Annotated in this window: 26 protein-coding genes; 4 read left to right on the top strand and 22 right to left on the bottom strand. The window is 40.4% G+C overall.

Annotated features, from left to right (window positions below; all coding sequences use genetic code 11):
* The first annotated feature begins 40 nt into the window (after positions 1-40).
* Positions 41-1,486 (top strand): UDP-N-acetylmuramoyl-L-alanyl-D-glutamate--L-lysine ligase, encoded by a 1,446-nt coding sequence (locus HT698_RS04065; RefSeq protein ID WP_164226747.1) that lies wholly within the window; start codon positions 41-43, stop codon positions 1,484-1,486.
* A gap of 48 nt (positions 1,487-1,534) precedes the next feature.
* Here the strand turns inward: HT698_RS04065 and HT698_RS04060 are convergent, their stop codons facing one another.
* The 8 genes from HT698_RS04060 to HT698_RS04025 all read right to left on the bottom strand — a co-directional run bounded on the left by HT698_RS04060 (position 1,535) and on the right by HT698_RS04025 (position 7,070).
* Complete coding sequence (locus tag HT698_RS04060; RefSeq protein ID WP_000051193.1) at positions 1,535-1,726, bottom strand: CsbD family protein; 192 nt, start codon at positions 1,724-1,726, stop codon at positions 1,535-1,537.
* Between the two features lie 99 nt (positions 1,727-1,825).
* Positions 1,826-2,476, bottom strand: coding sequence for a DUF1803 domain-containing protein (locus tag HT698_RS04055; protein WP_164226748.1), 651 nt, complete (start codon positions 2,474-2,476; stop codon positions 1,826-1,828).
* Complete coding sequence (locus HT698_RS04050) at positions 2,460-2,972, bottom strand: YiiX/YebB-like N1pC/P60 family cysteine hydrolase (protein WP_164226749.1); 513 nt, start codon at positions 2,970-2,972, stop codon at positions 2,460-2,462. The genes HT698_RS04055 and HT698_RS04050 overlap by 17 nt, the downstream gene beginning before the upstream one ends.
* Positions 2,973-3,058: 86 nt before the next feature.
* Positions 3,059-3,994, bottom strand: a complete 936-nt coding sequence (locus tag HT698_RS04045) for a manganese-dependent inorganic pyrophosphatase (protein WP_164226750.1) — start codon at positions 3,992-3,994, stop codon at positions 3,059-3,061.
* 237 nt (positions 3,995-4,231) lie between these two features.
* On the bottom strand, positions 4,232-4,516 hold the full coding sequence (locus HT698_RS04040) for a GIY-YIG nuclease family protein (RefSeq protein ID WP_061439582.1): 285 nt from the start codon (positions 4,514-4,516) through the stop codon (positions 4,232-4,234).
* On the bottom strand, positions 4,506-5,255 hold the full coding sequence (locus tag HT698_RS04035) for a tRNA1(Val) (adenine(37)-N6)-methyltransferase (RefSeq protein ID WP_173218114.1): 750 nt from the start codon (positions 5,253-5,255) through the stop codon (positions 4,506-4,508). The genes HT698_RS04040 and HT698_RS04035 overlap by 11 nt, the downstream gene beginning before the upstream one ends.
* A 53-nt stretch (positions 5,256-5,308) precedes the next feature.
* Entirely contained in the window at positions 5,309-5,668 is a 360-nt protein-coding gene (locus HT698_RS04030; RefSeq protein WP_173218116.1) for a S1 RNA-binding domain-containing protein, read from the bottom strand.
* Between the two features lies 1 nt (position 5,669).
* Positions 5,670-7,070, bottom strand: a complete 1,401-nt coding sequence (locus HT698_RS04025) for a bifunctional Cof-type HAD-IIB family hydrolase/peptidylprolyl isomerase (RefSeq protein WP_173218118.1) — start codon at positions 7,068-7,070, stop codon at positions 5,670-5,672.
* A 370-nt stretch (positions 7,071-7,440) separates the two neighbouring features.
* Between HT698_RS04025 and HT698_RS04020 the strand changes: the two genes are divergently transcribed.
* A protein-coding gene (locus tag HT698_RS04020) for an ISL3 family transposase (protein WP_173218120.1) occupies positions 7,441-8,687 on the top strand; the annotation gives its coding sequence in 2 pieces (ribosomal slippage) (positions 7,441-7,642 and positions 7,642-8,687; 1,248 coding nt in all).
* 61 nt (positions 8,688-8,748) lie between these two features.
* Here HT698_RS04020 and rpsR read toward each other — a convergent pair.
* The 7 genes from rpsR to HT698_RS03985 all read right to left on the bottom strand — a co-directional run bounded on the left by rpsR (position 8,749) and on the right by HT698_RS03985 (position 13,338).
* Positions 8,749-8,988, bottom strand: coding sequence for a 30S ribosomal protein S18 (gene rpsR, locus HT698_RS04015; RefSeq protein ID WP_173218123.1), 240 nt, complete (start codon positions 8,986-8,988; stop codon positions 8,749-8,751).
* Positions 8,989-9,019: 31 nt separating this feature from the next.
* Positions 9,020-9,490, bottom strand: a complete 471-nt coding sequence (ssbA, locus tag HT698_RS04010) for a single-stranded DNA-binding protein SsbA (RefSeq protein WP_000609599.1) — start codon at positions 9,488-9,490, stop codon at positions 9,020-9,022.
* Positions 9,491-9,501: 11 nt separating this feature from the next.
* Positions 9,502-9,792 (bottom strand): 30S ribosomal protein S6, encoded by a 291-nt coding sequence (gene rpsF / locus HT698_RS04005; RefSeq protein WP_001151777.1) that lies wholly within the window; start codon positions 9,790-9,792, stop codon positions 9,502-9,504.
* Between the two features lie 152 nt (positions 9,793-9,944).
* Positions 9,945-11,291 carry an asparagine--tRNA ligase gene (gene asnS, locus HT698_RS04000; protein ID WP_173218166.1) on the bottom strand — a complete coding sequence of 449 codons (1,347 nt, stop codon included), beginning with the start codon at positions 11,289-11,291 and terminating at the stop codon, positions 9,945-9,947.
* Positions 11,292-11,307: 16 nt separating this feature from the next.
* Positions 11,308-11,673: a VOC family protein gene (locus tag HT698_RS03995; protein WP_050251151.1), complete on the bottom strand. Its 366-nt coding sequence runs from the start codon at positions 11,671-11,673 to the stop codon at positions 11,308-11,310.
* Entirely contained in the window at positions 11,666-12,853 is a 1,188-nt protein-coding gene (locus HT698_RS03990) for a pyridoxal phosphate-dependent aminotransferase (protein ID WP_050251150.1), read from the bottom strand. Before HT698_RS03990 ends, HT698_RS03995 begins: the two co-directional genes overlap by 8 nt.
* Entirely contained in the window at positions 12,850-13,338 is a 489-nt protein-coding gene (locus HT698_RS03985; RefSeq protein WP_050251149.1) for a DUF5590 domain-containing protein, read from the bottom strand. Before HT698_RS03985 ends, HT698_RS03990 begins: the two co-directional genes overlap by 4 nt.
* 320 nt (positions 13,339-13,658) lie before the next feature.
* Here HT698_RS03985 and HT698_RS03980 point away from each other — a divergent pair, with 320 nt between their 5' ends.
* Positions 13,659-14,207, top strand: a complete 549-nt coding sequence (locus HT698_RS03980) for an NADPH-dependent FMN reductase (protein WP_050251148.1) — start codon at positions 13,659-13,661, stop codon at positions 14,205-14,207.
* Positions 14,208-14,484: 277 nt separating this feature from the next.
* Here HT698_RS03980 and yaaA read toward each other — a convergent pair whose 3' ends face one another.
* The 7 genes from yaaA to HT698_RS03945 all read right to left on the bottom strand — a co-directional run bounded on the left by yaaA (position 14,485) and on the right by HT698_RS03945 (position 23,326).
* On the bottom strand, positions 14,485-15,213 hold the full coding sequence (gene yaaA / locus HT698_RS03975) for a peroxide stress protein YaaA (protein WP_173218125.1): 729 nt from the start codon (positions 15,211-15,213) through the stop codon (positions 14,485-14,487).
* 78 nt (positions 15,214-15,291) lie between these two features.
* Entirely contained in the window at positions 15,292-15,456 is a 165-nt protein-coding gene (locus HT698_RS03970; RefSeq protein WP_031227831.1) for a YczI family protein, read from the bottom strand.
* A gap of 65 nt (positions 15,457-15,521) precedes the next feature.
* A complete protein-coding gene (locus tag HT698_RS03965) occupies positions 15,522-17,117 on the bottom strand; it encodes a hypothetical protein (RefSeq protein ID WP_173218127.1) in 1,596 nt (531 codons plus the stop codon).
* An 11-nt stretch (positions 17,118-17,128) separates the two neighbouring features.
* On the bottom strand, positions 17,129-17,539 hold the full coding sequence (locus HT698_RS03960; RefSeq protein WP_173218129.1) for a peptide deformylase: 411 nt from the start codon (positions 17,537-17,539) through the stop codon (positions 17,129-17,131).
* Between the two features lie 112 nt (positions 17,540-17,651).
* Positions 17,652-20,348, bottom strand: coding sequence for a cation-translocating P-type ATPase (locus HT698_RS03955; RefSeq protein ID WP_173218131.1), 2,697 nt, complete (start codon positions 20,346-20,348; stop codon positions 17,652-17,654).
* Positions 20,349-20,627: 279 nt separating this feature from the next.
* Positions 20,628-22,247 (bottom strand): hypothetical protein, encoded by a 1,620-nt coding sequence (locus tag HT698_RS03950; protein ID WP_173218132.1) that lies wholly within the window; start codon positions 22,245-22,247, stop codon positions 20,628-20,630.
* Positions 22,241-23,326 carry a bifunctional glycosyltransferase family 2/GtrA family protein gene (locus HT698_RS03945; RefSeq protein ID WP_173218134.1) on the bottom strand — a complete coding sequence of 362 codons (1,086 nt, stop codon included), beginning with the start codon at positions 23,324-23,326 and terminating at the stop codon, positions 22,241-22,243. Before HT698_RS03945 ends, HT698_RS03950 begins: the two co-directional genes overlap by 7 nt.
* A 191-nt stretch (positions 23,327-23,517) precedes the next feature.
* On the opposite strand from HT698_RS03945, the gene mntE reads away from it, so the two are divergent.
* A complete protein-coding gene (mntE, locus tag HT698_RS03940) occupies positions 23,518-24,702 on the top strand; it encodes a CDF family manganese efflux transporter MntE (RefSeq protein ID WP_173218136.1) in 1,185 nt (394 codons plus the stop codon).
* The last annotated feature ends 3 nt before the right edge of the window (positions 24,703-24,705 follow it).

Genomic DNA, 24,705 nt, shown 5'->3' with positions numbered 1-24,705 from the left:
TTACTTGTAAATTTACGACTTTCGGTTTACAATAGAAAGTATGATAAAGATTGAAACCGTATTAGATATTTTAAAGAAAGATGGTCTCTTCCGTGAGATTATCGACCAAGGACACTATCACTACAACTACAGCCATATCGCGTTTGACACCATCTGCTATGACAGCCACAAGGCCAAAGAAAAGAGCCTATTTTTCGTCAAGGGTGCTGCCTTTAAGAAGGAATTTCTGCTTTCTGCCATCTCTCAAGGACTCGGTTGGTATATAGCTGAAAAGGACTACGAAGTCGGTATCCCTGTCATCATTGTGAACGACATTAAGAAAGCCATGAGTTTGATTGCTATGGAATTTTATGGAAATCCACAGGAAAAACTCAAACTCCTCGCCTTTACTGGAACCAAGGGTAAGACAACAGCAGCCTATTTCGCTTATAACATCTTATCTCAAGGGCATCGACCTGCAATGTTGTCGACTATGAATACAACTTTAGATGGCAAGACTTTCTTTAAGTCTGCATTGACAACTCCTGAGAGTATTGACCTCTTTGACATGATGAATCAAGCTGTGCAAAATGATCGTACCCACCTCATCATGGAAGTTTCCAGCCAAGCCTATCTGGTCAAACGTGTCTATGGCCTAACCTTTGATGTGGGAGTTTTCCTCAATATCAGCCCAGACCATATCGGCCCGATTGAACACCCTAGCTTTGAAGACTATTTCTACCACAAGCGTCTCTTGATGGAAAATAGCCGAGCAGTCATCATTAACAGTGACATGGATCACTTTTCTGTCTTGAAAGAACAAGTGGCAGATCAAGACCATGATTTCTATGGTAGCCAATCTGATAACCAAATCGAGAATTCCAAAGCCTTTAGCTTTTCAGCTACGGGTAAACTGGCTGGAGACTATGATATCCAACTGATTGGTCACTTCAACCAAGAAAATGCCGTTGCTGCTGGACTTGCTTGCCTCCGTCTCGGAGCTAGTCTTGAGGACATCAAAAAAGGAATCGCTGCAACCCGCGTTCCTGGTCGTATGGAAGTCCTCACTCAGAAAAATGGAGCCAAGGTCTTCATCGACTACGCCCACAATGGAGATAGTCTGACAAAACTCATCAATGTGGTTGAAACTCATCAAACTGGAAAGATTGCTCTGGTTCTCGGTTCGACAGGAAATAAGGGAGAAAGTCGTCGCAAGGACTTTGGACTTCTCCTCAATCAACATCCTGAGATTCAAGTCTTTCTGACTGCTGATGACCCTAACTATGAAGACCCAATGACCATTGCGGATGAAATTAGTAGCTACATCAATCATCCTGTTGAAAAAATTGCGGATCGCCAAGAAGCCATCAAGGCAGCTATGGCTATCACAAATCACGAATTAGATGCAGTTATTATTGCTGGTAAGGGAGCCGATTGCTACCAAATCGTTCAAGGCAAAAAAGAAGCCTATCCAGGAGATGCAGCTGTCGCAGAAAATTATTTATAAGGATCGTAAAAAAATCAAGGGAAACGAAACCCTTGATTTTTTCTATCTTTATTTAAAAGCGTTTTTCAAACCTTCAACGGCACCTTCTACAGCACCTTTAGCGTCTTCTACAACGTCTTTTGCCTTAGCAACTGTTTTTTCAACAGCTCCTTCAAGTTCTGTCTTGCTGTCTCCAGTAACTTTACCAAAACCTTCTTTGACAGCGCCTGTTGCTTGTTCTAATTTGTTTTCAAGTGACATATGATTGTCTCCTTTAGTTTTATTCCGATATGTGTTATCGGTTACATTAGTATAAACTTATCGATAGATAAAGTCAAACAATGTGCTCAGAAAAAGCAATCACACTAAATAGAAAGTTAATCTTTCCTTATCAAAATCGACAGCCAACTCATACTTTCCATCTTCATTTTGGACAATATAGCCCAAGATGACCAAACTGTCCACAAAGATGTCACGGCGTTTCTGCATAAGCTGGTCTTTTTTGAGAAATTTCAACAAAAAAGTCGTCATGTATTTGAGAGCATACTCAGGATTAACATCCCCCAAAATGGCATAGAGTTCCTGCTGTTTTTCTGTCAAAGGATACTGATGTTTGACCTTGTAGAAATAATTAGACAGGGTCATTTTAGTGCGCGCAAAGTCCGTCTTTTCAACTAAAATAGCAGCATTGGTTTGATTTCGTAATTCCGTCTCAAAACGCTGCTCCAACAAGGCTTGATAGGTCGGACTATCTTCGCTAACAAAAATCTCTTGATCCAGTTCAAGACTATCAAGTGATTCAAGCATAGGAAGATTAAGGTAATAGCGCTTATTTTCCCGTAGAATCCAGCCTGCCTTTATATACTCTTCCATGAGTTTATCAACTGTCACTTCTGGAAATTGAGCCTTGATTTCCCGTAAAATCACATCCTCATGCTGATCCAGATAGCGGATCAGTTCTCCAAAAAATGGCTGTCTCGTCAAACGAGATGGATTAAAAATCTGAATCATGAAGATTCCTTTCTTTACATTTTAACAGAGGCGATGCTGCCAACTGACTGGGATTGGTCCCAGCTTGGTTCAGAGGAACAGGCAGACCTAGTTCTCTGTAATACTCCCTCCAAAAATCACTAATCGCCTGCTCCCCATCCCCAAATTTCATAGGTATGTTTTCAAAAATGGGGAGAATTTCTGCCATGTACTGAGAACAATAGAAACCAACTCCATCTGGATAGAAAGAAGCATTGTAGGGAGCCCCTAGATGTTTGCAAGCTCTTTCCTTCACCGACTGGATATCCATTTCTGGGTAGACATAGAGGTCGTACAAGTGATTAGACTCAAAGAAGTCTGCTGGTTCTTGACAGACTACACCAAATTTTCCACTAGCATGGTAAATCATCCCATCCAAATAAATGGCAACATGGTTATAGTTGCCTGTGGAAGTCTGGATTGCCTGTCCCATATCTGAAAGATCCCTCACAAAAATTAAATCACCATTTTCTAACATGCTTCACTCCTAGAAAAAAAGGAGCTGAAACTCCTTTCGATATAAGGCAAACTAGCCTTTCCGATTTTGAACTGACACTCAAAATCTTAAGCATTGAAGCTTTCAGTCAATTGAGGTACCACTTGTTTCTTACGTGAAACGGCACCAGCAAGGAAGGCGTGGTTGTCTGCAAGTTTAAAGTTGAAAGCTGCTTCAACCTTGCCCATATTAGCACCAAGTGCTAGGATTTCTGAGTTTGAGTTGACGATGTCTGTAATCATCAAGACAAAGTCAGAGTAGCCGTTTGCTGTGTTGGCAGCTTGCATTGCAGCTTCAATTTCTGCTTGGCGTTCCAATACTTCCGCGATGTCCACTGTGTTTACTTGGGCAACACGGACATTATTTCCATTCAATTCAAAAGTCTTAGCATCGATGTCAATCAATTCTTCAGCAGATTTGCTAGCCAAGTTTGTACCAGCCTTAAGCATTGCAAGACCATATTCTTCCAAGTTGACACCAGCTAATTCAGCCAATTCAGGAGCAATGACTGTATCTGTTGGGTGTGTTGTTGGTGATTTCAAAAGAAGGGTATCTGAAATCAAACCTGAAAGCATCAAACCAGCAATCTCTTTAGGAACAGCTACACCATGTTCTTTGAACATACGGTAAACGATTGAAGACGCTGAACCAACTGGCTCCAAACGCATGTAGAGTGGGCTTGCAGTTTCAAAGTTAGCCACGCGGTGGTGGTCCACAACACCATAAACTTCTACTTCAGCGATATCTGATACAGATTGTTGGAATTCATTGTGGTCAGTCAGGATAACTTGCTCTGCTCCTTCTGCTTTAGCAGAAGTGATAACACGCGGTGCTTCTACACCAAAATAGTTCAAGACAAAGGCTGTTTCTTCATTTGGAGTTCCAAGGGCAACAGCTTCCGTATCCAAACCGTAAGCTTCTTTTGCAAGGTAGGCAAAGGCTACAGATGACCCGATGGCATCTGAGTCTGGATTTTGGTGACCAAATACTAGAATCTTAGACATGATAATACCTCATTTTGTTTATTCTCTTTATTGTAGCATTTTTTTCGCTTTTTGACAAAAGTAAGAGGAGTCAAAGGACTCCTCACGATTCTTCAAAATAACTGATACTCTTCGAAAATCTCTTCAAACCACGTCAGCTTCGCCTTGCCGTAGGTATGGGTACTGACCTCGTCAGTTCTATCCACAACCTCAAAGCAGTGCTTTGAGCAACCTACGGCTAGCTTCCTAGTTTGCTCTTTAATTTTCATTGAGTATAAGTAAATTTCTATCTTGATTTTCAGATAAAAATCTTTCCTTCTGTGGCCTCTTCTTACGCTTGAGAAGGGCTTCTGCCGACATGGCTTCTTCCTTACTGGCAAAACCTTGAGCATAGATAAGTTTGACTGGCAATCGTGCTCGTGTATATTTGGCTCCCTTCCCACTATTGTGGACAGCGAGGCGTTTTCTCACGTCAGTCGTATAACCCGTATAGTAGGAACCATCACGACACTCCAGCACATACATATAAGCCTTATGATCCATAATAAATCTCTTCGAGTTCAGGCGTATAAGAGCCATCATCATTGTGGACAATGAGAGGTGGCAAGACCTTAAAGCCGCTTGTTGAACCATCCTTGATAGCCTCAATCAAAAGCATATTGGCTTCCTTTTCTCTTTTTGGATAGACAAATTGCAGGCGCTTAGGAGCTAGATTATGCCGTTGTAACGTATCCAAAATATCCAGAAGTCGATCAGGACGATGAACCATAGCCAAACGTCCATTAGATTTGAGAATACTCTGGGCACTGCGACAGATTTCCTGCAAATTGGTCGTGATTTCGTGGCGAGCCAAGAGATAATGTTCACTCTCGTTCAGATTGGAATGAGGATCCACCTTGAAATAGGGTGGATTACACAAAATCATATCCACCTTACTTCCCTGTATATGAGAAGGCATATTTTTCAAATCATCACAGATGACCTGCATCTGCTCTTCTAAACCATTCAAACGGACAGAGCGTTCAGCCATATCCGCCAAACGCTCCTGAATCTCAACAGCCAAAATCTGTGCCTGAGTACGAGTGCTAGCAAATAGCCCCACTGCTCCATTCCCAGCGCAGAAATCCACTATCAAGCCCTTTTTAGGAAAACGTGGAAAGCGTGACAAGAGAACACTATCCACCGAATAGCTAAAAACCTCTCTATTTTGAATAATTTTGATATCTGTTGAGAAGAGCTGGTTAATGCGCTCCCCTGATTTTAATAATTGTTCTTCTTCCATGGTTCTATTATAGCAGATTTATATTAACATTACAAAAAATATAAAATTCTAAACTACTTCTTCTTTTTTAAATAGTGCAAGGCTTCTCTAGTCCAAATTGGCATCATTCGTTTAAGAGGCGCAAAGCCGTAGTTAAAGCGGTCGCTTGAAAAGCGTCTCCGTCTCGGAAACTGGTGCTTTTCTTCCTCCAAAGTGCGGATAGAAAGACTAGCTTTCCCTGTAAATTCATCTAAATCCACTACCTGAACCAGAACCTCTTCATCGACTTTCAAGGCGTCATGAATATTTTCAATAAAGCCAGTCCGAATCTCTGAAATGTGAATCAGACCCGTATCACCTGTCTCTAGCTCAACAAAGGCACCGTAGGGCTGAATCCCTGTAATACGCCCCTTTAGCTTATCACCGATTTTCATCTTAGTCCTCGATTTCAATAGTTTCAATTACAACATCTTCAACTGGCTTGTCCATAGCTCCTGTCTCAACAGCAGCAATGGCATCCAAGACAGCGTAAGATGCTTCATCAGCTAACTGACCAAAAACCGTGTGACGGCGGTCTAGGTGAGGTGTCCCACCTTGATTGGCATAGATTTCTGCAATCGGTTCTGGCCAACCACCACGAGTAATTTCTTTCTTAGAATAAGGTAGGTGTTGGTTTTGCACGATAAAGAACTGGCTGCCGTTGGTATTTGGACCAGCATTTGCCATGGAAAGAGCACCACGGATATTGTAAAGCTCTTCTGAGAATTCATCCTCAAAAGATTCGCCGTAGATTGACTGGCCACCCATACCAGTTCCAGTTGGGTCTCCACCTTGGATCATAAAGTCCTTGATAATACGGTGGAAAATGACACCATCATAGTAGCCATCTTTTGAAAGAGATACAAAGTTAGCCACTGTTTTAGGAGCATGTTCAGGGAAAAGCTTGATACGTAAGTCTCCGTGATTGGTCTTAGTAGTCGCAAGAGGACCTTCTACTGTTTCAATGTCTACTTGTGGAAAATGCAATTCTTTTTCTACCATACCAAATACTTCTAAGGCATCAAAAATGCCATCTTCTTCTAATGTTTTTGTAATATAATCTGCTTTTTCTTTGATTTTATCATGAGAAATTCCCATGGCAACGCTGATTCCAGCATAATCAAAGAGTTCCAAGTCGTTGAGACCATCTCCAAAAACCATGACCTTCTCTGGTTTCAAGCCAAGGTATTCCACAACCTTTTCCACCCCCGTCGCTTTGGAGCCTGAAATCGGCACAATATCAGACGAATGTTGATGCCAACGAACCATGCGAAGTTTGTCTGAGAGACTGTCAGGCAAGTGCAAGTCATCTCCCTTATCTTCAAAAGTCCACATCTGATAGATATCTTCTTTTTCATGGAAATCGGGATCTACATCTAAGTCGGGATAAATTGGATTGATAGCTTCACTCATCATATCGGTGCGAGTCGACAACTTGGCATCATGACTCCCAACCAAGCCATACTCAATTCCTTCTTGCTTAGCCCAAGAGATATACTCCTCAACATCTGACTTTTCAATCTGATGCTGATAAATGACCTGACCTTTTTTATCTTCGATATAAGCCCCATTCAAAGTTACAAAAAAGTCAGGCTTGAGATCACGAATCTCTGGAACAACACCAAAAATGCCACGTCCAGAGGCGATTCCTGTTAAAATTCCTTTTTCACGCAACTGTTTAAAAACAGTGGGGATTGTAGTTGGAATAAACCCTGTCTTTGAATTCCGCAATGTATCATCAATATCAAAAAAGACAATCTTGATCTTCTTTGCCTTGTATCTTAATTTCGCGTCCATCTCACTACCTCTTTCAATCTAACTCTTTCCATTATATCATAAAGTAGGCAAATCCCCTATTTTCAAAAAGTTTATCATTTTTATTTTAATTTCTTGGATGAGAAAAGAGACATATTTATGAAAAAGCTCCATCGTGCTTTTAATGTGTTCTCTTGTTTTCAAACTCGTAAAAAGGGAGCCACTGAGCCTAACTCGCTCTCTCATTTCAAAACTTGTGAAAAAAGACCCAACCGGGTCTGAAAAAGAGGGCTCTATAATATTTGTAGTGGGTAAATCCCTTATAGATATTATGGAGCCTATTTTGTTGTAGAAAAAAAGTCCCATATGACCTATAATGAAAAGCGACAAAACCATCATTAGAAAGATTCATATGGAACAATTACATTTTATCACAAAACTGCTCGATATTAAAGACCCAAACATCAAGATTCTAGATATCATCAATATGGATACCCACAAAGAAATTATCGCTAAGCTGGATTATGAGGCTCCATCTTGCCCTGATTGTGGAAGTCTAATGAAGAAATATGACTTTCAAAAACCGTCTAAAATCCCTTACCTCGAAACAACTGTATGCCTTCTAGAATTCTCCTTAGAAAACGCCGTTTCAAGTGCTATCACTGTTCAAAAATGATGGTTGCTGAGACTCCCCTGGTAAAGAAAAATCACCAAATCCCTCGTATCATCAACCAAAAAATTGCTCAAAAGTTAATTGAAAAAATGTCTATGACTGATATTGCCCATCAGCTTTCCATTTCAACTTCAACTGTCATTCGCAAGCTCAATGACTTTCACTTTGAGCATGATTTTTCTCGGCTTCCAAAGATTATGTCTTGGGATGAGTATGCCTTCACTAAGGGAAAGATGAGTTTCATTGCGCAAGATTTTGATAATCTTAATATTATCACTGTTCTTGAAGGCAGAACACAAGCTGTCATCCGAAATCACTTTCTTCGCTACGATAGAGCCGTTCGTTGTCAAGTGAAAATCATTACGATGGATATGTTTAGTCCTTACTATGACTTGGCTAAACAGCTTTTTCCGTGTGCTAAAATCGTTCTAAATCGTTTCCATATTATCCAACATCTCAGCCGTGCCATGAGTCGTGTGCGTGTCCAAATCATGAATCAGTTTCATCGAAAATCCCATGAATACAAGGCTATCAAGCGCTACTGGAAACTCATTCAACAGGATAGCCGTAAATTGAGCGATAAACGTTTTTATCGTCCTACTTTTCGTATGCACTTAACCAATAAAGAGATTTTAAACAAGCTTTTGAGCTATTCAGAAGACTTGAAACACCACTATCAGCTCTTGCTTTTTCACTTCCAGAATAAGGAACCAGAGAAATTTTTCGGGCTTATTGAGGACAATCTAAAGCAGGTTCATCCTCTTTTTCAGACTGTCTTTAAAACCTTCCTCAAAGATAAAGAAAAGATTGTCAACGCCCTTCAACTACACTATTCTAATGCCAAACTGGAAGCGACCAATAATCTCATCAAACTTATCAAGCGCAATGCCTTTGGTTTTCGGAACTTTGAAAACTTCAAAAAACGGATTTTTATCGCTTTGAACATCAAAAAAGAAAGGACGAAATTTGTCCTTTCTCGAGCTTAGCTGACTTCAACCCACTACAGTTGACAAAGAGCCAAAAAAAGGTCCACCCGGACCTCTTTTTTTAATCTTCGTTTACGAAAGGCATCAAAGCCATTACGCGAGCGCGTTTGATAGCTGTTGTTACTTTACGTTGGTTTTTAGCTGAAGTTCCTGTTACACGACGAGGAAGGATTTTCCCACGTTCTGAAACGAAACGGCTAAGAAGCTCAGTATCTTTGTAATCAACATATTCAATTTTGTTTGCTGCGATGTAATCAACTTTTTTACGGCGTTTGAATCCGCCACGACGTTGTTGAGGCATGTTTTTTCTCCTTTATAAGTTTAGTTGTCCATTAGAATGGTAAATCATCATCTGAAATATCCAATGGATTTGTTGTTCCAAATGGATTTTCATCACGTGAAAAGTCTGGTACTGAATTTGTAGGCGCTGAATAGTTTGCAGTTGGTGCAGAGTAAGCTCCACCTGTATGACCTTCACGCACACTACGGCTTTCTAACATTTGGAAATTCTCAGCCACGACCTCTGTCACGTAGATACGTTGTCCTTGCTGGTTATCGTAACTACGAGTCTGGATACGGCCTGTCACCCCGATAAGTGAGCCTTTTTTAGCCCAATTAGCAAGGTTCTCAGCCTGTTGACGCCACATAACGACATTGATAAAATCAGCCTCACGTTCGCCATTTTGACTCTTAAATGTACGGTTTACTGCAAGAGTAAAAGTCGCAACTGCTACATTTGATGGGGTATAACGCAACTCAGCGTCACGTGTCATGCGCCCTACAAGTACAACATTGTTAATCATAGTTTACCTTCTTACGCGTCAATTTTGACGATCATGTGACGAAGAATGTCAGCGTTAATTTTTGAAAGACGGTCAAACTCTTTAAGAGCTGCATCGTCGTTTGCTTCAACGTTAACGATGTGGTAAAGTCCTTCACGGAAATCTTTGATTTCGTATGCAAGACGGCGTTTTTCCCAAGATTTTGATTCAACAACAGTTGCACCGTTGTCAGTCAAAATAGAGTCAAAACGTGCTACCAAAGCGTTTTTAGCTTCTTCTTCAATGTTTGGACGAATGATATAAAGAATTTCGTATTTAGCCATTGATATGTTCCTCCTTTTGGTCTAATGACCCCAAGACTTTGCAAGGGGTAAGTGAGGTTCGCTCACAATAAACTATTATACTAGAAAAATTTTTTTTACGCAAGTAAAAACTCTGATATGCGAAAAAACGCCACATGGGCGTTTTCCTATTCTTACGGTTTAATACGGTGCAACATACGTGGGAATGGAATGGCTTCACGGATATGTTTTGTTCCTGCTGCGAAGGTTACCATACGCTCGATACCGATACCAAATCCACCGTGTGGAACTGTACCGTATTTACGAAGGTCAAGGTAGAATTCATACTCTGTACGGTCCATGCCAAGTTCATCCATCTTAGCGACAAGGGAATCATAGTCTTCCTCACGCATAGAACCACCGATGATTTCTCCGTAACCTTCTGGAGCAAGCAAGTCTGCACAAAACACGCGCTCTGGATTTCCAGGAACTGGTTTCATATAGAAGGCCTTGATGGCTGCTGGGTAGTTCATGACAAAAGTTGGCACACCAAAGTGGTTTGAAATCCAAGTTTCATGTGGTGAACCAAAGTCATCACCATGCTCAAGATGTTCGTAGTCAGCGTCTTCATCATTCTCATGTTCTTGCAAGAGGTCAATGGCTTGATCGTAAGTGATACGTTTGAATGGCTCTGCAATGTAGCGTTTCAAGAGCTCTGTATCACGTTCCAAGGTTTCCAAGGCTTGAGGCGCACGGTCAAGAACACCTTGTAGAAGAGCTTTCACATAAGCTTCTTGCAAGTCAAGCGACTCATCATGTGTCAAGTATGAGTACTCTGCATCCATCATCCAGAACTCGGTCAAGTGACGGCGCGTTTTTGATTTTTCAGCACGGAAAACTGGACCAAAGTCAAAGACACGACCAAGAGCCATAGCGCCTGCTTCTAGGTAAAGCTGACCTGATTGGCTCAAGTAGGCTGGCGTTCCGAAGTAGTCCGTTTCAAAGAGTTCTGTTGAATCTTCTGCCGCATTTCCTGAAAGAATTGGGCTGTCAAATTTCATGAAACCGTTCTTGTCAAAGAACTCATAAGTTGCATGGATAATAGCGTTACGGATTTGCATCACGGCCACTTGCTTACGAGAACGGAGCCACAAGTGACGGTTGTCCATCAAAAAGTCTGTACCGTGTTCTTTTGGTGTGATTGGGTAGTCTTGAGATTCACCGATTACTTCGATGTCTGTGATGTCCAACTCATAGCCAAATTTAGAACGTTCGTCCTCTTTGACAATACCTGTCACATAAACAGACGTTTCTTGGCTCAAGCGTTTGATGACATCAAACTTCTCAAGTCCTACTTCTTCACCAAATTTTTCGACAAAGTTTGGTTTAAAAGCCACACCTTGGAAGAAGGCTGTTCCATCACGCAATTGCAAGAAGGCAATTTTCCCTTTTCCTGATTTGTTGGCAACCCAAGCGCCAATCGTCACTTCCTGACCAACATAGTCTTTTACATCAATAATCGTTACACGTTTTGTCATTATTTTTCCTTTTTCTTTTTTATTCTTTATGGCAAACCACTTCTATATTGTTCCCATCTGGGTCAATCACAAAAGCAGCGTAGTAAATCGGATGCTCACTGCGATAATCAGGAGCCCCATTGTCTCGCCCACCTGCCTCTAAACCAGCCTCATAACAAGCCTGAACTTCTTCCTTATTTTCTGCTAAAAAAGCAAAGTGAATAGGATCTTGTGTCCCCTGAGCCAGCCAAAAATCACCACCAGGATGAGGGCTGTTCGGGGCAAGAAAACTGATTAGATAACTAGTCTTAAAAGCCAATTTATAGCCCAAAGGAGCGAGAAAACTCTTATAAAATCCTTCTGAAATTTGTAAATCCTTTACCTTAATCTCAAAATGATCAATCATTCTCACTACCCATAAATGCTTTCAAGCGTTTAACTGCTTCTTTAAGCGTGTCTAGGTCTGTCGCATAGCTGAGGCGGACATTTTCTGGTGCTCCGAATCCTGCTCCTGTTACCAAGGCCACTTCGGCTTCTTCTAGGATAGCGGTTGTAAAATCTGTCACATCTGTATAGCCTTTCATCTCCATAGCTTTTTTGACATTTGGGAAGAGATAGAAAGCTCCTTGCGGTTTGAGCACTTCAAATCCTGGCACCTCAGCAAGGAGGGGATAGATGGTATTAAGACGTTTCTCAAAGGCCTGACGCATGCTTTCTACAGTATCTTGCTCACCTGATAGAGCCTCAACTGCTGCATATTGGGCTACTGCTGACGGATTCGAAGTTGTTTGACCTGCAATCTTGGACATGGCAGCGATAATGTCTGCTTCTCCAACGGCATAACCAATCCGCCAACCAGTCATGGCATAGGTTTTAGACACACCATTGATGACCACTGTTTGCTTGCGAATCGCTTCCGATAGGCTAGAAATCGGTGTGAACTCATGACCATTATAAACCAAGCGGCCATAGATATCATCTGCTAGGATGAGAATATCATTTTCTACAGCCCAGTTTCCAATTGCCAAGAGTTCCTCACGGGTGTAAATCATACCTGTGGGATTAGATGGCGAATTCAGCACCAAAACCTTGGTCTTGTCAGTGCGAGCTGCTTCTAACTGCTCTACGGTCACCTTAAAGTGATTGTCTTCCTTAGCAGAAACAAAGACGGGAACGCCTTCTGCCATCTTGACCTGATCTCCATAGCTAACCCAGTATGGGGTTGGGATGATGACTTCATCACCTGGATTGACCACAGCCATAAAGAAGGTATAGAGAGAATATTTGGCTCCCGCAGCGACTGTCACTTGATTTGACGCTACAGAATAGCCGTAAAAGCGCTCAAAGTAGCTATTGACCACCGCCTTAAGCTCTGGCAGACCTGAGGTTACTGTATAAAAAGAAGCACGCCCATCTCGAATCGATGCAATGGCGGCATCTTGGATATTTTTGGGAGTAGTGAAATCTGGCTCACCCAAGGTTAGAGACAAAATATCTCTACCCTCAGCCTTCAGTGCTTTGGCACGGGCTCCAGCAGCCAAAGTCACACTTTCTTCCATTTCTAAAACACGGTTGGATAGTTTCATAGGCCCTCCTTATTGACCAATGCTCCTGTTTCAAAATCTACTAAATAAAAATCAGAGCCTGACTTAACTTCCCAGATTGGCTTGTCTTGATAACGGCCAAAGGTTATCTTGTCAATCTCGCCAGCTCCCTTTTCCTTAGAAACCGTTTCTGCTTTTTCTTGTGAAATACCCTGATTTAGCTGATAAACGTAAATCTTATGGTCATCTTTACTAATCAGGACAGCAAGCGCTTCTTGCTGTTTATTACGACCAAGAACGCTGTAATAAGATTCCAAGCCATTGTATAAATCAACCTGATCGACCTGCTCTAATCCTGCATACTGCTGAGCTAATTTTTCTCCTTCACTTTTAGCTGTTTGATAGGGTTTCATGCTAAGAGAAACCATATACAGAAAGGAACCACTGATAACCACAAACAAAATCGTCATCCCTAGACCATACTGCCACAGTAGATTATTTTTTGCTTTGTTTTGTCTTTTTTTCACTCGTCTATTTTACCATCTATTAAGCTTTATTACAAGTGAATATAAGAATACTCTTCGAAAATCTCTTCAAACCACGTCAGCTTTATCTGCAACCTCAAAGCTGTGCTTTGAGCAACCAATTCTATTTCTCCCTTCAAACAAAACCGATTTTGAAAGTGAAACAGTTCTTACTTTTTCAGTCACAAATGACTAGAGTTTCCGAAATTTTACAATTTTCAAATAAACTCTGAGCAAATTTCTTGCAAGTTCTTTTGTTTTGTTGTAATATAATTTATAACAACTAGAGAATTCTCGAAATTTTAAGAAAAAGGAGACACATCATGTCTAAAAAAGTATTATTTATCGTCGGATCACTACGTCAAGGTTCTTTTAACCACCAAATGGCGCTCGAAGCTGAGAAAGCACTTGCTGGTAAAGTGGAAGTTAGCTACCTTGATTATTCAGCCCTTCCTCTCTTCAGCCAAGATTTGGAAGTTCCAACACATCCAGCTGTAGCTGCTGCTCGTGAAGCAGTTCTCGTTGCGGATGCTATCTGGATTTTCTCTCCAGTCTACAACTTCTCTATCCCTGGTACAGTGAAAAACTTGCTTGACTGGCTATCTCGTGCCCTTGACTTGTCTGATACACGTGGCGTTTCTGCCCTTCAAGACAAGTTTGTCACAGTATCATCTGTAGCCAATGCAGGGCACGATCAACTTTTCGCTATCTACAAAGACCTCTTGCCATTTATCCGTACACAAGGCGTTGGTGATTTCACTGCTGCACGTGTTAATGACTCTGCCTGGGCAGACGGAAAATTGGTTCTTGAAGAAACAGTCCTAAACTCACTTGAAAAACAAGCTCAAGACTTGGTCGAAGCTATCAAGTAACTAACACTCAATAAAAATCAAAAAGCAAACTAGGAAGCTAGCCGCAAGCTGCTCAAAGCACTGCTTTGAGGTTGTAGATAGAACTGACGAAGTCAGTGACATATATACGGTAAGGCGACGCTGACGTGGCTTGAAGAGATTTTCGAAGAGTATAACATAATAAAAGCGAACAAGACTACTTTTCTGACACTCAGAAGACTAGCTTGTTCGCTTTTTTTCTCATTTATAAACTAAAACAGCTGATGATACATATTGCCAAATACAAAATATCTGATTTCTATACTTCCTTTACAAAAACCAATCCCTGTGGTTGTGACAAATCTTCTCGGTAAACAAATCCAGCAAAGTTCAAGCGACGTGCTTCCCCCACAGTTTGTACTTGATTTTCTATTAAAGCTGTTAGAAAGGCCCCGCGCGCTTTCTTGGAGATAGTTGAGTGAATCTTCAGCTGACCGCCTCTATCCTCCATGAATTTGAAGGTCACCATCTTTACTCTGATTTCCTTAGAAAATACAGTCTCAAACTCTGATGACAAGAGAGAGAAAATCACTTCTTCCTTCTTCAGAGTTTCATCATAGACTGCCTTCCAATGGCTCTTCAAAGTCTTACCAGCGACTTTTAATTTCATCAAAAAATCCAAACGGTGAGGAGCCATGGGTGACAAGGCTGGAACAACACCGTACAAAGCCGAGGTAATGAAGACATGATTTTCAAGATAATCTTGTTCCGCCTCGGTCAGCTTATCTCTCTTAATGTTGCGGTACATAAGCCCATCAAAAAGTTTCAAGGCTGGATAGTGTTGAGCAGTTTGCCTTTTCAAAGCTTGGATATTTTGAAATTCTTCCGCCCCTTTCTCAGCTGATACCTTGTAGAAACTCTCCAATTGACTGGCAGAATAGAGAGCCAAGGCATCCAGCACGGCCTGACTTTCTGGTTTTAAAGGAGCGGCTTCGATACTTGGCAAGTCTGTGTTCATTTCTTTTGCTGTTGGAATTAAAATTTTCATATTGATAGTGTAGCATATTTTTTAGCCACAACCAAGAAATTCATCTGAAAAACCTCGGTTTGACCGAGGTTTCTCTATTTATTTTGGCCATCCTAACCAGACAGCTACGAGAACAAGGGCTATGCCAGCTAAACTTGTTAAGATAGATAAGAATTTATCTTTTTTCTCCTTGAACTGAGAAAAACCTATCTTCAAAGCGAGCAGTCCGAGTAGCATTGAAGCAAGCATCACATAAAAACCCATTTGTTTGTCCTCCATTAGGCTTAATTTACCTTATTATAACATATATTTCTTAAATAAAGCTGTTTTTACTGTACTTTAAAGGTCTTGAGATAATTGTCTTTTCCTACTTGACCTTCGAAGGTTTTACCATTTTCAAGGTAAGGAAGGTCATCTGATACAGAGGCCTTGACCTTGTAAATCTTCCCATCAACTTTAAAGAAGTAGACGGTGTCTCCCTTGATAACAGCTGATTTGAGGTCTGCTACCACACCCTTGATGCTTTCTGTTGTTGCATTGTCAATTTCAAGGTCATTTTTATTGGCATATTTGCTGAGCAGTTCTTCCACTGTCGTTGCTACGATAACATTTTGGTACTCGACTGCGTCCACCAAAGCGTACTCTTTGACCAGGCCAGCATTGTCCTTCAAGCCCATGATGTAGAGAGGCTTGTCATTGAGGTTGATGAGGATTGGGAAGGTTGCCTTGTAGGATTTCTCCTGAACAGCACCTTCGGCTGATTCACGGGCTGATTCTTCGGTCGCAGAAGCCAAGCTGTACTTAGTGATTTCTCCTGTTCGCATATTTTCAAGGATAAAACCAAGATTACTTTCATCTGCATTGGCCGACGTAACGCCAGTGTAGAGATAGATGTCATTGCCGATAGACAAGTAATTATAGCCCTTGGTAGTCTGGGTCACGTTTTTCTTGGAAATCATGGCATTCCAGAAACCGTCCTTGTACTTGCCGTTGTAGTTGATTTGCTCAATGGTTTCCTCAGCTGGATAGACCCTGTCCACCCATTCTGGAACATCTGCCAAGCTATATTCCTTGGTTTCTCCATTTGTGGCATCCAATATAATGACTGAAACAGGACGAGGAACCGCAAGCCCAAATTGCTTTTGGTAAACCGTTGCTACATAGAAAGGATTGCCCTCATCGTCCACCTCAAAAGATGGAGTCTTGAAGATTTTGGTTGGGTACTTCAAGCGCAGGTGACGTTTGACGTCTCGGTTAAAATACTCCGAGTCAGAATACTTGATTGGTGTCTTCAAGTCCACCAAGTTGGCATTTCCAGTTACCATGTCCACCTTGATATACTCGCCGATTCCCTTGGCCTGATTGTTAAACCATTTGATAGGGTCTGCGTATTCTAGTGGCGTCACTCGATAAGGTTTCCCATCAATCGTCAATTGGGTATAGGTGTCTGCCGCTACGTACTGCGACACCTTATCTGTTAGGGAACCCAAGTAGCGGTCACCAATTTTTTCAGCAGTACTTCTATCTAAGATAGGAACCTTACTGGTATCAGTCTTAGGAAATTCAGTAAAGTCTTTTTCCGTAACCGTGACTACATTGGCATAATTTTTAGCCTGAAAAATGCTAGAAGTCACCAAGGAAACCAAACCTGCCAAGAGAAGAATCCCTCCAATGGAAGCTAAAAGGATTTTCCCTAACCGATTGATTTTGAAACCCTCAAGATTTAAGGCAGCTTCCGCCTTGCCGTGGCGCACATGAACCGTTTTGACCAGATTGATCCCCTTGCCAAAGCCAAATAAGATTGCTACAAGTAGCAAATGCCCACAGAAGAAAAAGAGAAATTCCCAGCTGGTCAGGTTAAGGGGCGGTAAAAAGATATACCAGGTCGTTGCGATAAAAATAAGTTCAAAGATTATCCGTTTCATCTACTTTCCTCCTAAATGATTCGTCCTTCCAAGTGATCCAGTTCATGCTGGCAAATCTGGGCTGGGAAACCTGTCAAGGTAATGGTCTGTTCCTGCCACTTGCTGTCACGATAGGACACCCTTATGGTTTCATAACGCTTAGTGGGTCTCACACCCATCAAGGACAAACAGCCTTCCTCTGTCTCATAAGGTCCTTCAGAGGACAGGAGCACTGGGTTAAACATGACCACAGGAACCAAGCCCAGATTAAAGATAATCACGCGCTTCTTCACCCCAATCATATTGGCAGCCAGACCAACACAAGTTTCTCGATTTGCTAAGAGCGTATCTTGTAAGTCTCTAGCAAGATACAGATCATCCTGACTTGCCGGTTGAGATACCTGAGATAAAAACAAAATATCCTTCACAATTTTCTTTTCCACTTCCTCACACTCCTCTTGTTTTTTACTATATTATAGCAATTATAGCACAAAAGCCGATAACTGCAAGCTCTTTCCCTCAACTGTAGCAAAAAGCCATCCGAAGATGACTTTTTTAAATCGCATTCTTGTCAAAACCGAGTTTACGTTGAACAAACTTAACGATTTCGACGATAATAATCATTGAGAAGCTTCCGCCCATAACGATTCCCCATTGTGACAAGTCTAGTTTGGTTACGTGGAAGATTCCTTCAAGCGGTTCTACGATGATTGTTGCCATGAGAAGGATGAAGGATACCAAGATGGACCAGTTGAAGGTCTTGGACTTGAATGGACCAACTGTCAAGATGGACTGGTAAACAGATTTGACATTGTAGGCATGGAAGAGCTGAATCAAACCAAGGGTTGCAAAGGCCATCGTTAGAGCATCTGCATGAATGGCATGATTGTCACCCACATGAACTGGGTAAAGAAGGGCAAGTCCATAAACACTCATAACAATAGCTGCTTGGAGTACACCTTGATAGATGATAGAACTGAAAACACCACCTGAGAAGAAGCTTGCCTTGCGTCCACGTGGTTTATGGTTCATGACACCAGGCTCAGCAGGTTCAACACCAAGAGCAATAGCTGGGAAGGTATCCGTTACCAAGTTGATCCACAAAAGATGAACTGGCTGCAAAACATCCCAACCAAACAAGGTTGATAGGAAGATGGTCAATACTTCAGCAGTATTGGCGGAAAGTAAGTACTGAATAGTCTTTTGAATGTTTGAGAAGACCTTACGTCCTTCTTCCACTGCAACGATGATAGTCGCAAAGTTATCATCTGCAAGAATCATGTCAGATGCACCCTTAGAAACCTCTGTACCAGTGATTCCCATACCGATACCGATGTCTGCTGTTTTCAAAGCCGGAGCATCATTGACACCGTCACCTGTCATGGCAACGACTTTACCTTGTTTTTGCCAAGCCTTGACGATACGAACCTTGTGTTCTGGAGACACACGGGCATAAACAGAGTATTGACCAACTACTTTTTCAAAGTCTTCATCAGATAGTTCGTTGAGCTCAGCACCAGTTAAAACGTGGCTTTCGGTATCGTTTGCGTCAATGATTCCCAAACGTTTAGCAATAGCTTCTGCTGTGTCTTGATGGTCACCAGTAATCATGATTGGACGGATTCCAGCTTCCTTAGCCACACGAACAGCCTCAGCTGCCTCAGGACGTTCAGGGTCAATCATCCCAATCAAACCAGTAAAGATTAAATCATTTTCAAGCTCTTCAGAAGTGAGGTTTTCTGGAATGCTATCGATAATCTTATACGCACCTGCAAGGACACGTAAGGCTTGGTGGGCCATTTCAGAATTGTTTGTATGAATGAGGTTTGTAACCTTCTCGTCAATCGGAGCAATATCCCCAGCCTTATCACGAAGAACACAACGTTTCAAAAGTTGGTCTGGCGCACCCTTGACTGCTACAAGGAAACGACCGTCTGACAATGGGTGAACCGTTGACATGAGCTTACGGTCAGAATCAAATGGCAACTCAGCCACACGTGGATATTTCTCTAAGAAACCTTTAACATCGTAGCCCTTGTCCAAGGCATATTGGATAAAGGCTGTTTCGGTTGGGTCACCAATCAGGTTGCCTTCCACATCGATTTTCGTATCATTAGCCAAGACAACTGAACGAAGAAGGGGCATTTCAAGACCTAGTTCAATGTCGTCAGCTGAGTCATGTAGAACCGCATCATAGAAGACTTTTTCGACTGTCATCTTGTTCATAGTCAGCGTACCAGTCTTATCAGAAGCGATGATTTCAGTTGAACCAAGTGTTTCAACTGCTGGCAATTTACGAACGATGGAATGGCGTTTGGCCAAAACTTGAGTACCAATGGAAAGAACGATGGTAACGATAGCAGGAAGTCCTTCTGGAATGGCTGCAACGGCAAGGGCAACAGAAGTCAACAACTCACCAAGTGAACTTTTCCCTTGGATGAAGACACCAACTACAAACGTAACAAGGGCAATGACCAAGATAGCATAGGTCAAGACCTTAGAAAGGTTATTCAAGTTTTGTTTGAGTGGTGTATCCGTCTCATCCGCATCTTGGAGCATGCCAGCGATATGACCAACTTCCGTGTACATACCTGTATTGACAACAACACCAAGACCACGACCATAAGTCACATTTGAGTTTTGGAAGGCCATATTGACACGGTCACCAATACCAGCATCTGCAGCAAGTTCAACTGTCAAGTCTTTATCGACTGGAACAGACTCACCTGTCAGGGCTGCTTCTTCGATTTTAAGAGAGTTAGCTTCTAGCAAACGTAGGTCTGCTGGCACCACGTCACCTGCTTCGAGGGCAACAATATCGCCTGGTACCAATTCTTTAGAATCAATCTCCGCCATATGCCCATCACGAAGAACGCGAGCAGCTGGACTAGACATGGATTTGAGGGCTTCGATAGCTTCTTCTGCTTTTCCTTCTTGGTAAACACCAAAGGCAGCGTTGATGATAACCACAGCTAGGATGATAATAGCATCTGCGATATCTTCCCCGCCAGAAGTCACAACTGACAAGATAGCCGCCGCAACTAGGATGATAATCATCAAATCCTTAAATTGCTCGATAAACTTGACCAGGATTGATCGTTTCTCGCCTTCTTCGAGTTCATTGTGGCCAAATTCAGCAAGGCGCTTTTCCGCCTCACTTGATGATAAACCTTGCTCGGTCGCATCCACAGCCTTCAAGACCTCTTCAGGACTCTGAGTGTAAAACGCTTGGCGTTTTTGTTCTTTTGACATGTGTCTCCTCCTTGACATTGTGTGCAAAACAGGCTCTCTTTTTCTCATCGTATCTTTTCACGACAAACAAAAAGAGACCTGTTAATCATAACAAGTCTCGCTGTTTAAGATAGTGCCGGAAAGCATACTTTTCAGTATAAAATTCGGAATGACGACACTATCACAGGTTTCTGCCAGCTACTCCCTTGAGTAGTACTATTATACCAAATTTTGAAAATTTTTCAAGGAATTGAATCATCTTAGACAGTGAAACTATCATGACTAACCATTGCTATTTCATCAATAATCAATAGTTAATACTTGAACACTTTCTCTATTATTCGAAATTTCTTCATCAAGATAGTCTACAGTAACATCTGTTGTATGCAAGTCATAACGCAACAGAAACCATAAATATCCTTTAGATAGTGATTTTCTTTTTATTTGAACTACTGTAGGAATGCCTTTCTTATAGGATACACTTTTTAATCTTTCCTCTATTCTATAACGATCTGCTGTAAATTTACTTGTAATAAATTGATTAAATGCCTCTTTATTAATGAAAGCAACAGCTATCAATACAATAGAAAGCATATAGAGAAAATATTTAGAAAGCTGTACTGAGTATTTTAAAGAATAAATGACCATAATCCCCAAAACAAATAATACAATTGTCATATTATATCTACTGAAACTATCTAAATTTTTTGCTTCATCATAGGGCATTGATACAATGTACATAGCTAACAAATTAAGATGATAAATAATATAAGTTAAGCTAGGAAAAACGACTAACTCTATTCCCAATATTTTCTTTTTAGCTAAAATACAATAGATTAAAACTCCCCCTATTAGCACAAGCAAAATTAAAATAATATTATCAAATGAAAAAATTCGTTGAGCATATTGAAACATTATCTCAATTATTTTGCTTTTTCCTTTATCTAACAAATTCTCCTTATAACTCACTAAACTAAATGAATGTTTTGACTTATTTCCTGCAATAAAAACATAAGAAACATGTGCTTTCCATAAAATGTTTACAAAGACAATCCCAACAACTACATAGAATGTTTGTAACCAAATATGAAACCGTAATTCTTTTCTCATCCTAAAAGAATAGAAAATCATGAGAAATAGTGCAGAAATCACAAAAAATATACCACTTGTTTTTACAGATATCAAAAATAAAAAAATTAAACTAAGCTGATAAGTTATTTTTTGTAAACTCTTTTGATAAAAGACAATTATGTTGATAGTAGCCAATGCTAATGATGTCAACAATGTATCTACAAGTAAATCATAGGGCTGAATATTTACTATAAAGAGTAGTATGATAAACATTATGACTGGGATACTATACTTTTTCGAATTTCTAGAAATCCATACAAAAAATGTAAAGCATGCACTAAGTACTAGCCAAGATTGGGCAACACTCATAAATCCTTCAGAATGAAGACCTGTAATTTTTGACATATAGTAAATAAAGCTAGCACTACCTGTCGCATAACTTTGAAATTGTATTAGGTCAGATTGAAAATTAGGAAATTGATTATATGTTACAATTTCTTTAGCTACTATCCCCCAATGTGAAAAATTATCATAATGAATCCATAAATTATCTTTTAAAAGGATAAATAAGAATATCATAGCAAGAAAAAAACAAAAGGATTGCTGAATATATTTTTTATCAGTTATCAAACAAAGAGAATATTTATTCAGAAAGATTCCTATACAAAAAAGAACAATCGAGGTCAGCTTCAATATATTCAAAAGACCTGAAAGAAAGATGATTGTCCCAATACCTGAAAAAACTACAACTGGAATAAAAGAAACTTCTATTTTCGTCTTTAATCTAAAAAAACTGAAATATCCAAAAATTGATAAAAATAATAAGAGCATTCTAAAAATAATTAGCATAGTAACTCCTTCTCTCTAAACACCCACCTTCTTTGAACTTGATAACTGGCGAGAAATAAGATTGTATCGACTACTATTTTAATAGCTGTTTCAGAACCAGAAAACATATTCCAAACAACTGTCACCATTGCTGCAGACAACAACATTTGGAAAGCAGCCAAGCTATAGTATTTCACAATCGTTTTATGAATCCTTTTTTCACCATCAAAGACAAAATTCTTATTTATTGTAAAATTAAAATAAGATGAAATTATTCTTGCCAAAATAGTTGATAATAGAATCAACAGTGCCCCCCTATGAATTCCTACAGATAGGGAAAGCCAAAGGAACAACTGAAACAATCCAATATCAACTAAAAAGGAAGAAAGAGAAGATAACAAATATTTAAAGAATGATGCAAAGATTACTTTGTAAATTCTCAATGAATCTTTAATAGGATTGAAATGAGTTTCAGCATTCCCATCAAAGTAAATAGTTTCAATCCTTATTTCTTTGATGGGAATTGAATTATCAAATGTATGGATTAACATTTTAGTCTCATACTCAAATCGTTCACCTGAAATCTCCAACATTTCATGTAAAATTGCCTTTGGAAATCCTCGAAGTCCAGTCTGAGTATCTGTAATTTTTCGACCATAAAGCAATTTAAATACTAATTTTGTAAGCTTATTCCCAAATTTACTTTTTGGTGGAACATTTTCAGAATCAAAATCACGACAACCTAAAATGAGTGAGTCAGGATAATTAGAAATTGTCTCTACCATAGATAAGACATCTTCAACCCTATGTTGTCCATCCGAATCAGCAGTGACAATCCCGTTATATTCTTCTACATTTGGCATTGTCAGAAAATAGTTAAAGGCATTTTTTAAGGCACGACCCTTTCCTAAATTTTTTGCATGGGTTAATATCTGACATCCTTGTTTATCTCTTAGTTGTTCAAAAATATAACCACATTCTGACCTACTTCCATCATCTACAATTAGAATATCTTCTAACCCAGATTGCCTTAATTTTTCTATGTATTGAATCAAATCAAGTGGAGGATTTAGGGCAGGAATAACAATCAATGTTTTCATATAATCTCCTTTGGTATCTGCTAATATTTTTGTATAAAAAAGCATAAACTTCCAGATATCATTTTATCATGTTTCCTAAAAAAAAAAAGCATTTTCTGCTTTGTATTTTCTTAATTTTATCCGTCCTATTTGAATTTTCCCTTGAAAACCAGTATAATGGTAGAATGCTATGTGACTAGAAAGGAAGTTGAATGAAGCAATCTATCTCAAATCTCAAGTTAGCTGAGCGTGGGGCCATTATCAGCATTTCAACCTATTTGATCTTGTCTGCAGCCAAATTAGCAACTGGGCACCTCCTCCATTCATCCAGTTTGGTGGCTGATGGTTTTAACAACGTGTCGGACATCATTGGAAATGTGGCCCTCTTGATTGGAATCCGGATGGCACGCCAGCCTGCTGACCGAGACCACCGTTTTGGCCACTGGAAGATTGAAGATTTGGCTAGCTTGGTCACTTCTATCATCATGTTTTATGTTGGCTTTGATGTACTAAGGGATACCATTCAAAAGATTCTCAGTCGTGAAGAAACAGTCATTGACCCTCTGGGTGCAACTCTAGGAATCATTTCTGCAGCGATTATGTTTCTAGTTTATCTCTACAATACTCGCCTCAGTAAGAAATCCAACTCCAAGGCGCTAAAGGCTGCTGCTAAGGACAATCTTTCTGATGCTCTTACCTCACTTGGTACCACCATTGCCATCCTGGCTAGCAGTTTCAATTATCCCATTGTGGATAAACTGGTCGCTATCATCATCACTTTCTTTATCTTGAAAACTGCCTATGATATCTTCATCGAGTCTTCCTTCAGCCTTTCAGATGGCTTTGACGACCGCCTGCTTGAGGATTATCAAAAGGCCATCATGGAAATTCCCAAAATCAGCAAGGTTAAGTCCCAAAGAGGTCGTACCTACGGTAGCAATATCTACCTTGATATTACGCTAGAAATGAATCCTGACTTGTCGGTTTATGAGAGCCACGAGATTGCGGATCAGGTCGAGTCTATGCTGGAGGAACGTTTTGGCGTCTTTGATACCGATATCCATATCGAGCCAGCACCTATCCCTGAGGATGAAATTTTAGACAATGTCTATAAAAAATTGCTTATGCGTGAACAATTGATTGACCAAGGAAATCAACTGGAAGAACTCTTGGCTGATGATTTTGTCTATATTCGCCAAGATGGAGAACAGATGGATAAAGAGGCTTATAAAGCCGAAAAAGACTTGAATTCTGCTATCAAGGACATTCAAATCACTTCCATCAGTCAGAAGACCAAACTCATCTGCTATGAGTTAGATGGTATCGTCCATACCAGTATCTGGCGCCGCCACGAAACCTGGCAAAATATCTTTCATCAAGAAACCAAAAAAGAATAGAGA

This window comes from Streptococcus sp. 3109, assembly GCF_013276905.1.
Classification (GTDB): Bacteria; Bacillota; Bacilli; order Lactobacillales; family Streptococcaceae; genus Streptococcus.
This window is presented reverse-complemented; position numbering and strand designations above follow the sequence as displayed.